We start from the raw sequence: 14263 nt of genomic DNA, 5'->3' as shown, positions 1-14263 counted from the left end.
CAATGATTTATACTAGTTTTACATCACACGTTTAAACATTTTCTCTAATTCATATGTTGAAAAATGAATGATGATTGGCCGACCATGTGGGCATGTAAATGGATCTGTTGTCTTACGAAGATCTTCCAATAACCGAAACATTTCGTCCTGATTTAAATAATGATTTGCTTTAATGGATCGCTTGCAAGACATAAGAATTGCAGCATCTTCCCGGATAGATTCGATATTAACCTTCTCTTCATTCATGATTTGATCAATCATTTCCCGGATGACTTCTTCTTCAAAGCCATTTGGAAACCAACTTGGATGGGAACGGATAATATAGGTTTGATTGCCGAACTGCTCAAAATTTAATCCAACATTTTCAAATGCTTCTCGATATTGTTCGATGAAAATTGATTCTTGCTTAGAAAATTCAAAGGTCATTGGGATTAATAATTCCTGTGATTGATTTACCGGCTTACCAAGCTTTTCTTTAAAGAATTCATATTTGATTCTTTCCTGTGCTGCATGCTGGTCAATCATATAAAGCCCATTTTCATTTTGTGCAATAATATAGGTTCCCTGTACCTGTCCCACCGGATACATTTGTGGTACACGCATTTTCGAATTTTCAATTGACTGGGATTCATGTTCGATATTCTCAGTTTCTCGTTCTTGAAAGTCTACGATAGGATTGTGTTCTTCCACTGTATTGTTCATTTGCTTATCATTTATAATGTATGACGTTGTTTCCTTTATCTCATTTTGATTAAGATTAAGGGCAGGATTTTGTTGTAGGTTTTCAATTGCCTGTGTTTTGTCATTTTCTTGTGCTGAAGCTTCCCTCACTGGCTCGTCAAAATTCATCATTGATTGGAAGGACTGGATTTTTGGTTTTGGCTTTTGTTGTATTTCCGGTATTAATGTAATTTCGCGAAATTTACTTTTAATCATATCCTCGATTTCAGTGAATAATTCTTTATCTTTACTAAAGCGAACTTCCAATTTCGTTGGATGTACGTTGACATCTACTAATATCGGATCCATTTCAATTCTTAATACGACAATAGGCGAGCGCCCGATTGGCAGAAGCGTGTGATAAGCACGGATAATAGCCTGAGTTAATGGTATGCTCTTAATATAGCGGCCATTGATAATGATTGATATATAGGATCTTGATGCTCTAGTAACCTCTGGCTTTGCAATATACCCAGTTATCGCATAATCAAGCGTCTCTTGCTGGACTAGAAGCATTTTCTTCGCAACATTCATTCCATATACTTGAGAGATAACTTGTAATAAATCACCAGTTCCTGATGTCTTAAATAATCCTTTATCATTATGAATAGCTTCAAACCTTATTTCAGGATGGGCAAGTGCTAATCGATTCAATAAATCCGTTATATGGCCAAGCTCTGTATGAAGACTCTTCATATACTTTAGGCGTGCAGGTGTATTAAAAAATAAATCTTCAACGATGATTTCCGATCCCTTACGCGCATCGCTCTTCTTCTTTTCAATTATTTTACCGCCCTCAAGCTTTAAATAAGTTCCTGCTTCATCACCTTCAGAGGACTGAATGGACAGTTTACTTACTGAAGCGATACTCGCAAGAGCCTCCCCACGAAATCCTAAGGTTTTCACATGAAATAAATCACTTTCACTCTTCACCTTACTTGTCGCATGAGGTAAGAAAGCCATTTCACAGTCTGTTTCAGACATCCCGTCCCCATTATCGGTAATTTTGATTTGTTGTAATCCCGCCTCGGTTATTTCGACTTTAATCCATGTACTATTAGCATCAATACTATTTTCGACAAGTTCTTTGACAACAGAGGCTGGACGTTCAACAACTTCACCGGCTGCTATTTTATTTGCTAGTGCATCAGACATTTGTACGATTTTCATGTTAACAATCCTTTCGTCTGAATTTCTACAGTTTCACTTGCTTTTGCAAGCGATATAATGCATTCATCGCTTCCATTGGCGTCATCTCGAATAAATTCAGCCGTTTTAATTCGTCTAACGCTTTTTCTTCTGATGCAGGAATTGGTTTCTTATTCTCCTTTTCCCGTTCCGCTTCTTCAACAAAAAAGGATAACTGCCCAGATTCAATTTTTTCAGTTGTAGGTGTTGGTTTATTACCTGATTCTAATGCTTGCAGTATTGTACGCGCCCGCTCAATAAGTGCTTGTGGCAAATTTGCCAATTTCGCCACATGGATACCATAGCTCTTATCTGCTGCACCCTCTTGTATTTGATGTAGAAATACAACATTTCCTTCAAATTCTTCTGCCCGAACATGGATATTCTTTAAGTTATCTAACGTATTCTCTAATACCGTTAATTCATGATAATGCGTAGAAAATAACGTTTTAGCGTGAATATTATTATGAATATACTCAACGATTGCCTGTGCTAACGCCATACCATCATACGTGCTTGTCCCACGGCCAATTTCATCGAGCAAGATTAAACTTCTGTCAGTTGCATTGGCGATAGCGTGATTGGCTTCAAGCATCTCCACCATGAATGTGCTTTGCCCAGAAACTAAATCATCTGCCGCACCAATTCGTGTAAAAATTTGATCGAATATGATTAAATCTGCCTCATCACATGGAACAAAGCAACCGATTTGCCCCATAATGACCGTAAGCGCGAGCTGACGCATGTACGTACTTTTCCCTGACATATTCGGTCCCGTTATTAATAATATATTTTTATTTTCGTCTAACGTAACATCGTTCGGCACAAAAGAGCCGTCCTTCATTACTTGCTCAATGACAGGATGACGACCGTTCTTGATATTCAATTCACTTTCCACAAAATGTGGCCGGTGATAATTGTTTGCTTCACTTACCGTAGCAAATGCTTGCAACACATCGATTTTACTTACAATTTCCGCTAAATGTTGTAATTCTGGAATATGCTCCTTAATTTTCTCACGTATTTCAATAAATAGATTATATTCAAGATCAATACTTTTTTCTTCTGCTTCCAGAATTAACTGTTCCTTTTCCTTTAATTCCGGAGTAATATAACGTTCCGCATTCGCCAATGTTTGCTTCCGTTCGTATCTTCCCTCAGGAATCAAATGGACGTTTGCTTTTGTAATTTCGATGTAGTAACCGAATACGCGATTATATCCAATCTTTAATGACTTAATATTGGTTTCTTCTTTTTCTTTCTTTTCTAACGTCGCAATCCACTTCTTGCCATTTCTTGATGCATCGCGATAAGTATCAAGCACATCATTGTAACCATCTCTTATAATCGATCCTTCTTTAATCGAAATTGGTGGATTTTCTATAATACTCGTATTTAATAAATTTATTAAATCCTTCGGGTAAATCAGCCCTTTTGATAGCGTCTGAATTTGATGCTGTTCAAATTGATTCAAGGTCGCTTTTAATTCTGGGATTTTCTCCAGTGACTGCTTAAGCTGTAATAAATCGCGAGCATTCACATTTCCAAAAGCAACTCTTCCTGCAAGCCGCTCTAAATCATAGACTGATTTTAATGTATCCCTTAATGTGTCTCTTTCCATAAAACCCTGATAGAAAGCATCGACAATGTTTAACCGATCCTCAATTAGATGTTTATCCAGCAATGGACGCTCAATCCATTTCTTAAGCAATCTTGATCCCATTGATGTTACTGTTTGATCAAGAACCCACAGTAAGCTACCATGCTTTCCTTTTTTAATAATCGTTTCCGTTAATTCTAAATTTCGTTTGGAATACATATCGAGTGATAGATAATGCTTTAACTCGATTACCTTCGCCTTTTGCAAATGGTCAAGTGAGCGTTTTTGTGTATGCTGGATATAATTTAATAAACGGCTGAACGCCTTCATTAAACGTTCATCATTTAAGTCTTCCGTAAGATTACGATACTCTGCATTGAATGTCACTTCATCCTGGTATGATAATGTAACATTTAATCGAACCTGAAGCTGGGATCGCAAGTCTTCTGGTAGATTAGAAGAAATAACCATTTCCTTTATTGGTTGATTGTATAACTCATGAATAACAGCGTCCCATCCATGAGAAATCACCGTGATATTATTCTCACCAGTCGAAAGGTCGTTATATACAATTACATAGGAGCCATCCTCAAAATGAGAAAGACTTGCAATATAATTATTTTCTCCTTCCTTTAACATGTTGCTTTCCATTACCGTCCCTGGCGTAATCAGTTGTACTACTTCCCGTTTTACTACACCTTTCGCAGTTTTCGGATCTTCTACCTGCTCACAAATTGCTACTTTATAGCCTTTTTCAACTAATATTTTTATATAATTTTCAGCAGCATGGTACGGAACTCCACACATCGGAATTCCCTCACTACCACCACGTTTTGTAAGGGTAATCTCTAGCTCTCTTGCAGCATTTATTGCATCATCATTAAACATTTCATAAAAATCACCTAGCCGAAAGAATAGAAATGCATCCTGATAATCTGCTTTTATTTTTAAGTATTGTTCCATCATCGGTGTCTGCTTGCCCATCATTAATCCTCCAAAAAACCGTAATATACTTCTATAATTATAGCATAAATAGCCAGAAAAGCGCAGACAACAGTTTGAATGGCGAACATATCGCCGTATTTTTATAAAAGCACATCATCGTACGTCACTATTGATACAAAGTGCGAACTACTCTAATGTGCTAATGACTCTCAGGCCAGTCGCTCCAGAAATACACTACGCTTGGATTGTGCAGTTGTTAATTTTTATCATTTTCTTAAAAATAGGAGTCAGCATTCCCTCTCTAAAGGCCATTGATTGTAGCGGAGGACAGGAGACTCCTGCGGGAAAAGCGAAGATGTTAAGACCATAGCGTTCTTGCTAGAGGCTCAGATCGATCCCTCCGGATACGCGACTGTCCGTAGCGAAAATCAACTTTGCGCCTAACTAATCAGCACTTTATCTAAAACATACATATGTAAAAAATTACGAGAGATGTTATCCCTCGTAATTTTCTTAATCCTGTTTGTTTAGAAAATCTGGTTCTACGCCTTCCAATTCATCATCTGTTAGCTTGAAGTCCCATGCCTCATCGTCATCATCGAAATGATCCTGTACTGGATTTACTCGAACAGATAGTTTTGTCTCACCAATTACTTGCACTATAAATTCTCGTTCGATTTCCACTACAATCTTATGTCCATTACTTGCAATTTTACATTCCAAGCAATTTGGCTGTTGGATAACCTTTGCAATTACATCATGTTCGTCATTAATGCAATTATCATCCTTTACAGAAAGTGGAATAATATCCGTATACGTTACTCTTTCTGTTACAACTTCTGTTTTAGTATTATCGTTGTAGGAATACCAAATGTTCACATCATAGCTACCTTGAATTTCAACGGATTCTTCTGATTTTTTCTTGGCATTATATAAATGGTTGATTACCCAACATCCAAGAATGCTTGATGGTCTGTGTGATGGTGTAACGGAATGGGACTCTTGCGTAAACTTCTTACCCTTACCAATGACAGCTTTCGAAATGATCTCTCTATATTCTTTATCGAGAAAAGTCATGATTACTTTTACCTCCTCTTTTTTCATAGTCATTTTATGCAAGACAAACACCTAAAGTGCATGACGATTTTATTAAAGGTGGAAAAGGAATGATCTTCCTCCATTATATTGAGATATATTTGTGGAGTTACCGTAATAAAAGAAAAAATCAAGTAAGCAATTCGTCCTGCTTACTTGATTTTCTTATTTAATGACTGTGTCCTATTTTGTTTTTCGTTTTAGATCCTGTTTCACCTGATAAAATATCGCCACCAGTCGATTCAATGACACTATTGGTTACTTCCCTAGCGATGGTTCCAGAAACGAGCTGAAGCACATCATTTACAATGATTTGCGTTTCTTTAAATTCTTGAACAACCGGTATTTCGTCAATTTCATTTTGCAGACGATCAAGTTCTGCTTCAATATTTTTTAACGCTTCTTTTTTCTCATATGCTTGAAAATTAACCGCTTGTTTTTGAAGGGTCTTTATTTTTTGAATTAGCTGCTGCACTTTCTTATTTTCATTAAGCTTTGCTTCTACTAGTTTGAAACGATCAACCTCTTCTGTATTTGCAAGCATATCTGCTAATTTTTTTGCTTCATCTAATACTTCTTTACGTGTATAATCAGCCATTTTTTTATTTCACCTCAACCATATTTTCAACCATGATACCATCTAGGGACCATGTTTTTGTTTCTGTAATTTTAACTTCTACAATTTTACCAATCGAGGATTTCGGTCCCCTAAAGTTAACTAATTTATTTTTTTCTGTATATCCAGCTAGTACATCTGGATTCTTTTTACTTTCACCTTCAACAAGTACTTTTACAACTTTATCCTTATAGCTCTTCATCGATACAGCAGATTGTTTGTTAACAAGGGCATTTAGGCGATATAACCGCTGTTTTTTCACTTCTTCAGGAACATCATCCAATTTGCGGGCTGCTGGCGTTCCTTCACGTGGAGAATAGATATACGTATATGCCGCTTCAAAACCAACTTCCTCCATCAATGTCATGGTTTCCTCAAATTGGTCCTCTGTTTCGTTAGGGAAACCAACAATAATATCTGTCGTTAATGTTACATTCGGAATCTCTTTTCGGATTTTCCGGACTAATTCCAAGTATTCTTCTCTCGTATATTTACGATTCATTTTCTTAAGAATTTCATCGCTACCCGATTGTACCGGAAGATGGATATGATCGAGAAGATTTCCACCTTTTGCTAACACTTCGATTAAATAATCATCGAAATCCCTTGGGTGTGACGTTGTAAATCGAACCCGTGGTATATCTATTTGATGAATATCATCCATTAAATCTCCAAGACCATAGGTGATATCTTCAAAGTCCTTACCATATGCATTTACATTCTGACCAAGTAATGTTACTTCTTGATAACCCTGTGCAGCCAGGTGACGAACTTCCTGAATAATATCCGCTGGTTTACGACTTCTTTCTTTCCCACGTGTCATTGGTACAATACAATAGGTACAGAATTTATCACAGCCATACATAATGTTAACCCATGCCTTAATTTTCCCCTTACGAGCTTTTGGAAGATTTTCAATAATATCTCCCTCTTTCGACCAAACCTCAACAATCATTTCTTTACCAAATAAAGCTTCTTTAAGTAATTGAGGTAGCCGATGAATATTATGTGTACCAAAGATCAAATCGATATGCTGGTGTTTTTTTAGAATACGGTCAACAACAGATTCTTCCTGAGACATACAACCACAGACGCCGATAATTAAATCCGGTTTTTCTAGTTTCAAAGGTTTCAAGTGGCCAATTTCGCCAAATACTTTATTCTCTGCATTTTCCCGGATTGCACACGTATTCAATAAAATAATATCCGCTTCATTCGTATCTGAAGTAGATTCATATCCCATTTCGATCAAAATCCCCGCCATTACCTCTGTATCATGTTCATTCATTTGACAACCATATGTACGAATTAAGAATTTCTTCCCTTTTCCAATCTGTTCCATGTTTTCTGGAATTGCAAAATCATAGTGAAACTGAATATCTTCTTTCCGGCGTTTTCTTGCTTTTTTAATATCTGGTGCTTGTGGCTCGTAGCTCGTTTGAAAATATTTCGCAATCATTTCCTCACTGGGCGTATTTTTAATCCTTGTAATATTGTTTTCTTGCTCTACAAATTCTTTTCTTATCTGCTTTATTTGTGCTTGGTCTATTCGTTGCTGCTCGTTCATGGGAAAAACTCCTTTCCACAAAGTGAAAAATCAATTTGGTCTTAAACCTTTGAAATGAGTGACATACAACTTGTATTGGCAGAATTATAAAATTATCTGTAAAATCATTATGTATAGGATTACATTATTATAGTATAATGGATAATGTCAAATATAACAAATAATGTAAAGAGAAAGAATAAAAGTAAAACCTCCCTATTATTAGGAAGGTTGATTTATTGTGTACTATCTAGGTTCAACGATTAATTTAATCGCAGTTCGCTCCTCATTGTCGATCATAATATCGGTAAAGGCCGGGATACAAATTAAGTCAACCCCGCTTGGTGCTACAAATCCTCTTGCAATTGCTACAGCTTTAACGGCTTGGTTTAATGCCCCTGCACCGATTGCCTGCATCTCCGCAGTACCTTGTTCACGTAGTACGTTGGCTAGTGCACCTGCTACAGAATTTGGACTTGATTTTGCTGAAACCTTTAATACATCCATTACTAGTACCTCCTTCATTTCCTATTGTAGTTCTATTGCTACTATATTCTTGGAGATGTTAGCTTATTCCCTATTATCCATCAATGGTTCGCAAAATTCAATAAATCAGCTGAAAAAGGGATGGTCTTCGTTGATCATAATTCGCTCTACTTTTGTTGCCTTTCCACTACTATCATCAATCGTTACAAAAAAACCATTTAATTGTGTTCTACCCTCTTTTGTCGTTTCGAAACGTACTGGCAACGAAGTTAGGAATCTTTTTATTACTGCTTCCCGTTCAACACCCAATATTCCATCATATGGTCCAGTCATTCCCACATCTGTTATATATGCCGTACCTGCTGGCAAGATTCGTTCATCAGCTGTTTGTGTATGTGTATGTGTACCAACTACCGCACTAACTCTGCCGTCGATATACCAGCCAAATGCTTGCTTTTCACTTGTTGCCTCCCCGTGAAAATCTACAAATATAATATTCGTACGCTTCTTTGCTTCATCAATTAATTCATCAATTTTCCGGAATGGATCATCGATAGCAGGTAAAAATGTACGACCTTGCATATTAATGACGGCTACTTCTATCCCATTAATATTGATGAAAACTATTCCTTTACCCGGATTCCCTTCAGGAAAATTTGCAGGCCTGATCATATTCTTAGCATCATCAATAAACTCGAAGATCTCCTTTTTATCCCAAGTATGATTGCCCATCGTAACTACTTGCGCACCCCACTCTAGAAATTGCTTGTAGATTTTCTCCGTGATTCCTTTTCCTGCCGCTGCATTTTCCCCATTAATAATCGTTAAATTAGGATGATACTTATCCTTCAATTTTGGCAAATATTCCTGTACCATCTCTCTCCCCGGAGAACCTACCACATCACCAATAAATAATATTTTCATATTAAATTCACCCTATCTTTTCTGTATGTTACTAGCTTTCCTTACGTGTAAATAAAAATAAAAGCGGTTCACATGACCGCTTTTATTTTTATTTAGCTCATGTGCCCTGCGACTAGTGGACTTCCTTCACCTCCGTACGATAAGTCAACATCAGCTCGCTGTGTTTCTTTTATCTCTTAAGAGGGAATGTTCCATACGTCGCCAAACGGCCATCTTTGCTTTTATTTTTATTTAGCATATTCTACTGCTCTTGTTTCTCTAATCACTGTTACTTTGATGTGACCAGGGTAATCAAGTTCATTCTCAATTTGTTTTCTAATTTCTCGAGCGATGCGAACAGATTCAAGATCATCTATTTCATCTGGTTTAACCATAATTCTGATTTCACGGCCAGCTTGAATTGCAAATGATTTCTCTACACCTTCGAATGACTCAGAAATTTCTTCAAGTTTCTCTAATCGTTTGATATAGTTTTCTAATGTTTCACTTCTTGCACCAGGTCTTGCAGCAGACAATGCGTCAGCAGCAGCTACAAGAACTGCAATAACGGATGTCGCTTCTTCGTCGCCATGGTGGGAAGCAATTGAATTGATGACTACATTGTGTTCTTTGTATTTAATCGCTAGTTCTTTACCAATTTCTACGTGACTACCTTCAACCTCATGATCGATTGCTTTCCCTATATCATGAAGTAAGCCAGCTCTTCTTGCTAACGTAACATCTTCACCTAATTCAGCAGCCAGCAATCCGGAAAGGTATGCAACCTCTGTTGAGTGCTTCAATACATTTTGCCCATAGCTTGTACGATATTTTAGTCTTCCTAGTATCTTAACTAGATCTGGATGTAGGCCATGTACACCAACCTCAAATGTAGTTTCTTCACCAATTTCCCGTATATATTCGTCAACCTCACGTCTAGCCTTATCCACCATTTCTTCTATTCTAGCTGGGTGGATTCGACCATCTTGTACAAGTTTTTCTAATGCCATACGGGCAATTTCTCTTCTTATTGGATCGAAACCGGATAAAATCACTGCTTCTGGTGTATCATCAATAATTAAATCAATTCCAGTTAATGTTTCAAGTGTACGTATGTTTCGACCTTCACGACCAATAATACGACCCTTCATCTCATCATTTGGAAGATTTACAACAGATACAGTTGTTTCGGCAACGTGGTCAGCAGCACAACGCTGTATTGCGAGTGAAAGAATATCTTTCGCTTTCTTATCTGCTTCTTCCTTCGCACGATTTTCGGTTTCTTTAATCATGATTGCTGATTCATGTTGTACTTCTTTTTCAATCCGTTCTAAAATTATCTGTTTGGCTTGGTCTGATGTGTATCCTGAAATGCGCTCAAGCTCCGTTTGCTGCTCATCTTTCATAGCTTCCACTTTGCTTTCCATTTCTTCAATTTGTTGTTGTTTTTCTGCTAATGATTGTTCTTTTTTCTCTAACAACAATTCACGTTTGTCTAGTGTTTCACTTTTTCGATCCAGATTTTCTTCTTTTTGCGTAAGACGATTTTCAAGCTTCGAAGATTCTGCACGGCGTTCGCGTAATTCATCTTCTGTTTGTTGACGAAGCTTATGGCTTTCATCTCGCGCCTCAAGGAGTGCCTCTTTCTTAGCGGCATCAGCATTTCGATGTGCTTCTTCGACGATTTGTTTTGCCAATGTTTCCGCACTTGAAATTTTAGCTTCTGCAATAGATTTACGTATCAGATAACCAACAACAATACCGACGATTAGGATAATAATAAACAAAATGGAGATGATGATAGGATTGTCCATGTTTTCACCTCCTATTGCTATAAAGTTTTACAATTCTTATTTGTCGGCATGTAACATTTTAGATGTATAATTAACAATACGTTTTATAGAAAAATATAAAATTATACATTTTTAATTTTAATTGTCTATTATAAAATTGTCAAGGAAACGCCATAATATCTCATAAAAAAATCCTTTGCTGGGATCAGCAAAGGATTTTAATCTTAAATTTTATACATCTAAACTCTCTTGTGCTGCTTCAGTTGACTCTGGAGTTGACTCTGGAGCAGCTTCTGCTTTTTTATCTAATTCATAATGTTCACGGATTGCTTTATGAATATCTTCGGCTATTTCTGGATTCTCTAATAAATATAGTTTGGAGTTTTCTCGTCCTTGTCCTAATCGCTCTCCATTGTATGAATACCATGCACCACTCTTATCAACGATATCAAGCTCGGAACCAACATCAAGAATTTCACCTTCTCTAGAAATTCCTTTTCCGTACATAATATCAACTTCTGCTTGTTTAAATGGTGGTGCAACCTTGTTTTTCACAACTTTGACTCTCGTTCTATTCCCAACAATCTCATTACCTTGTTTTAATTGCTCTGCACGGCGCACCTCTAGTCTAACAGAAGAATAGAATTTAAGTGCACGTCCACCTGGTGTTGTTTCTGGATTACCAAACATTACGCCAATTTTCTCACGAATTTGGTTGATAAAGATAGCAATGGTCTTTGATTTATTGATTGCTCCAGATAGTTTTCTTAGTGCTTGTGACATTAAACGTGCTTGTAACCCCATATGGGAATCTCCCATCTCACCTTCAATTTCTGCCTTTGGAACAAGTGCAGCTACAGAGTCAATTACTAGAATGTCTACTGCGCCACTTCGTACGAGTGCTTCTGCAATTTCTAATCCTTGCTCCCCTGTATCGGGTTGGGACAATAGTAATTCGTCAATATTAACTCCTAATGCCCTTGCATATGATGGATCTAGCGCATGCTCTGCATCAATAAATGCAGCTTGTCCGCCTTTTTTCTGTGCTTCAGCAATTGCATGTAGTGCTACCGTTGTTTTACCAGATGATTCTGGACCATAGATTTCAATGATACGCCCTTTCGGATAACCACCTATACCTAATGCAACATCCAGCGCTAACGATCCACTTGGGATGGTTTCAATCGGTTGAAACTCATTTTCACCGAGCTTCATTACCGAGCCTTTACCAAATTGTTTTTCTATTTGTCTCAAAGCCATATCTAAAGCTTGTTTTCTATCACTCAACGAAACTACCTCCTTAAATTAACTATTTCCATCATACATTGTTTTTTTCATTTTGCCAACAAAAAGACGAATAAATGTTCTTGTCTTTTGATGGTAATATTTCCTTAACAAATTAAATATGGAACTATATTTAATTAAGAAAATGCCGTTTCGATTCGTAAAACGAATACATATTAAGATTTTAGTAAATTAAAAAGAATTTCTAATCCTTTTAATACTGCACGATTTCTAATCGTATCGCGATCACCTTGAAACCTAAATTCTTCCACTTGTTGATGTCCGTCTCTTGTACAAACAGCAATGTACACCATTCCTACAGGCTTACCTTCCGACTCATTTGGTCCCGCAACACCAGTAAAGCTAATCCCAATATCTGCATCTAACACAAGGCATACATTGGTCGCCATTTCAATTGCACATTCTTCACTGACCGTACCGAATGCAGCAATGGTTTTACTTGAAACACCTAATACGCCCTCTTTAACCTTTGGATCATAACAAACGATTCCACCTCTCAAAACGTCGGAAGCACCACTGACAGAAACGAGCTTACTAGTAGCCATACCCCCAGTCAAGCTTTCTGCAAGTGCAAGTCGTTTATTACTTACCCGTAGTTTATCGACGATCTGTTGCTCCAATGTTTGCTGTTCCGTACCATAAAAGAAATTGCCGATTTTCGATAATATCTCCTGCTTACTTTCTTCAATTAATCTTATGGCATCCTCCGACGAATCTGCTCTAGCTGTCAGTCGAATAATGACTCCACTATCTGTTGCTAATGGCGCAATTGTTGGATTGCTTTGTCCATGAATAATATCTTTAATCTCATGTTCTAAGATTGATTCACCAATCCCAATAAAGCGCAATACTTCGGATTTAATGATTGCTTTATTGCCAACTAATTGGAGAAGATATGGAAGCACGTCATTCGTAACTAGGCTCATCATTTCACGTGGTACACCAGGTAGGAAAACCCATTTTCGATTATCGTAGCTTACAATCATTCCTGGAGCCATACCGACTTTATTATCTAGCACGATACTGTCAGTAAACACCCGTGCCTGTCTGCGATTATTCGGCGTCATTACCACTTTATGCTCTCTAAAAAAAAGTTCGATTTTATCCATCGAAGGCTTATGTTCGACCATATCCAACTTACTCAATTGTTGAAATGCTTCTCTTGTAAGGTCATCCTCAGTAGGACCCAGCCCACCAGTAACAATAATAATATCAGAACGTGAATGTGCGTCTGAAAACGCTCCGACTACACGATTAAGATTATCACCTACAACAGTATGATGATAGATATTGATTCCATAAAGTGCGAGTTGCTGTGAGATCCATTGTGCATTTGTATTCGCGATTTGACCTAGTAACAACTCAGTACCAACAGCGATTATTTCAGCTTTTGGTTGGTGCATTATTTAGACTCTCCCATCACATGCCAGTTTTTAATAAAGTAATCAACTCCAGATAAAATGGTGAAAAATAGTGCGATATACAACATGATCGTACCGAATGGGAATCCTAGATAAGAGAAAGGGAAATTATGTAATAATAAAACAGCAATTGCAACCATCTGTGTTGCTGTTTTAATTTTCCCAAGGTTCCCTGCTGCTAACACAATCCCTTCTCCCGCTGCTACAAGCCTCAATCCTGTTACAGCAAATTCCCTGCTAATAATGATAATAACAACCCATGCAGGTGCTAGCCCCATCTCAATTAATAAGATTAAAGCAGCTGAAACAAGCAGCTTATCTGCAAGAGGATCCATAAACTTTCCTAAATTCGTGACTAAATTATGTTTTCTTGCATAATACCCATCAACCCAATCTGTTGCAGATGCAAAAATGAATAAAATTGCTGCCACAAAATGGGAGACAGGAAGGGCCGTATTACCAATATCCCACGTCCCCCAATCAAATGGAATACTTAATAAAAGGATAAAAACCGGAATTAATATTATTCTTGATAGGGTTAATTTATTTGGTAAATTCATAATTATACTTTCCTCCAAATTATCTATTTAATTGTGGATGTAAACAGAGTCCGATTTCTCAAACATGTTGTGCATCCGCTTTAAG

At 37.2% G+C, this 14263-nt stretch carries 11 protein-coding genes; all 11 read right to left on the bottom strand.

What is annotated here, in order from left to right; all coding sequences use genetic code 11:
* Nucleotides 1–18: 18 nt before the first annotated feature.
* The 11 genes from mutL to pgsA all read right to left on the bottom strand — a co-directional run bounded on the left by mutL (nt 19) and on the right by pgsA (nt 14178).
* Nucleotides 19–1890, bottom strand: coding sequence for a DNA mismatch repair endonuclease MutL (gene mutL, locus CWR48_RS07530; RefSeq protein ID WP_115772632.1), 1872 nt, complete (start codon nt 1888–1890; stop codon nt 19–21).
* 25 nt (nt 1891–1915) lie between these two features.
* The gene (gene mutS, locus CWR48_RS07525; RefSeq protein ID WP_115772631.1) at nt 1916–4492 is read right to left on the bottom strand and encodes a DNA mismatch repair protein MutS; all 2577 of its coding nucleotides are present in this window, start codon (nt 4490–4492) and stop codon (nt 1916–1918) included.
* 474 nt (nt 4493–4966) lie between these two features.
* Nucleotides 4967–5530: an outer spore coat protein CotE gene (locus tag CWR48_RS07520; protein ID WP_115772630.1), complete on the bottom strand. Its 564-nt coding sequence runs from the start codon at nt 5528–5530 to the stop codon at nt 4967–4969.
* Between the two features lie 187 nt (nt 5531–5717).
* Entirely contained in the window at nt 5718–6146 is a 429-nt protein-coding gene (locus tag CWR48_RS07515; protein WP_115772629.1) for a YlbF/YmcA family competence regulator, read from the bottom strand.
* Between the two features lie 4 nt (nt 6147–6150).
* A complete protein-coding gene (gene miaB / locus CWR48_RS07510; RefSeq protein WP_115772628.1) occupies nt 6151–7731 on the bottom strand; it encodes a tRNA (N6-isopentenyl adenosine(37)-C2)-methylthiotransferase MiaB in 1581 nt (526 codons plus the stop codon).
* 225 nt (nt 7732–7956) lie between these two features.
* Nucleotides 7957–8217 (bottom strand): stage V sporulation protein S, encoded by a 261-nt coding sequence (locus tag CWR48_RS07505; RefSeq protein ID WP_115772627.1) that lies wholly within the window; start codon nt 8215–8217, stop codon nt 7957–7959.
* A 105-nt stretch (nt 8218–8322) separates the two neighbouring features.
* Nucleotides 8323–9120 (bottom strand): TIGR00282 family metallophosphoesterase, encoded by a 798-nt coding sequence (locus tag CWR48_RS07500; protein ID WP_115772626.1) that lies wholly within the window; start codon nt 9118–9120, stop codon nt 8323–8325.
* 227 nt (nt 9121–9347) lie between these two features.
* Entirely contained in the window at nt 9348–10913 is a 1566-nt protein-coding gene (gene rny / locus CWR48_RS07495; protein ID WP_115772625.1) for a ribonuclease Y, read from the bottom strand.
* Between the two features lie 210 nt (nt 10914–11123).
* On the bottom strand, nt 11124–12179 hold the full coding sequence (gene recA, locus CWR48_RS07490) for a recombinase RecA (protein WP_115772624.1): 1056 nt from the start codon (nt 12177–12179) through the stop codon (nt 11124–11126).
* A 173-nt stretch (nt 12180–12352) separates the two neighbouring features.
* A complete protein-coding gene (locus CWR48_RS07485) occupies nt 12353–13600 on the bottom strand; it encodes a competence/damage-inducible protein A (RefSeq protein ID WP_115772623.1) in 1248 nt (415 codons plus the stop codon).
* The gene (gene pgsA / locus CWR48_RS07480; RefSeq protein WP_115772622.1) at nt 13600–14178 is read right to left on the bottom strand and encodes a CDP-diacylglycerol--glycerol-3-phosphate 3-phosphatidyltransferase; all 579 of its coding nucleotides are present in this window, start codon (nt 14176–14178) and stop codon (nt 13600–13602) included. Before pgsA ends, CWR48_RS07485 begins: the two co-directional genes overlap by 1 nt.
* Between the last annotated feature and the right edge of the window lie 85 nt (nt 14179–14263).

Origin of the sequence: Oceanobacillus arenosus (genome assembly GCF_003369575.1) — a bacterium.
In the GTDB taxonomy this organism is placed as follows: Bacteria; Bacillota; Bacilli; order Bacillales; family Amphibacillaceae; genus Oceanobacillus; species Oceanobacillus arenosus.
The sequence above is the reverse complement of the archived record's forward strand: the minus strand, read 5'-3'. Positions and strand labels throughout refer to the sequence as shown.

Coding starts and splice junctions, on each gene's coding strand:
- mutL (WP_115772632.1), bottom strand. CDS start 1,890: ATGAAAATCGTACAAATGTCTGATGCACTAGCAAATAAAATAGCAGCC.
- mutS (WP_115772631.1), bottom strand. CDS start 4,492: ATGGGCAAGCAGACACCGATGATGGAACAATACTTAAAAATAAAAGCA.
- CWR48_RS07520 (WP_115772630.1), bottom strand. CDS start 5,530: ATGACTTTTCTCGATAAAGAATATAGAGAGATCATTTCGAAAGCTGTC.
- CWR48_RS07515 (WP_115772629.1), bottom strand. CDS start 6,146: ATGGCTGATTATACACGTAAAGAAGTATTAGATGAAGCAAAAAAATTA.
- miaB (WP_115772628.1), bottom strand. CDS start 7,731: ATGAACGAGCAGCAACGAATAGACCAAGCACAAATAAAGCAGATAAGA.
- CWR48_RS07505 (WP_115772627.1), bottom strand. CDS start 8,217: ATGGATGTATTAAAGGTTTCAGCAAAATCAAGTCCAAATTCTGTAGCA.
- CWR48_RS07500 (WP_115772626.1), bottom strand. CDS start 9,120: ATGAAAATATTATTTATTGGTGATGTGGTAGGTTCTCCGGGGAGAGAG.
- rny (WP_115772625.1), bottom strand. CDS start 10,913: ATGGACAATCCTATCATCATCTCCATTTTGTTTATTATTATCCTAATC.
- CWR48_RS07485 (WP_115772623.1), bottom strand. CDS start 13,600: ATGCACCAACCAAAAGCTGAAATAATCGCTGTTGGTACTGAGTTGTTA.
- pgsA (WP_115772622.1), bottom strand. CDS start 14,178: ATGAATTTACCAAATAAATTAACCCTATCAAGAATAATATTAATTCCG.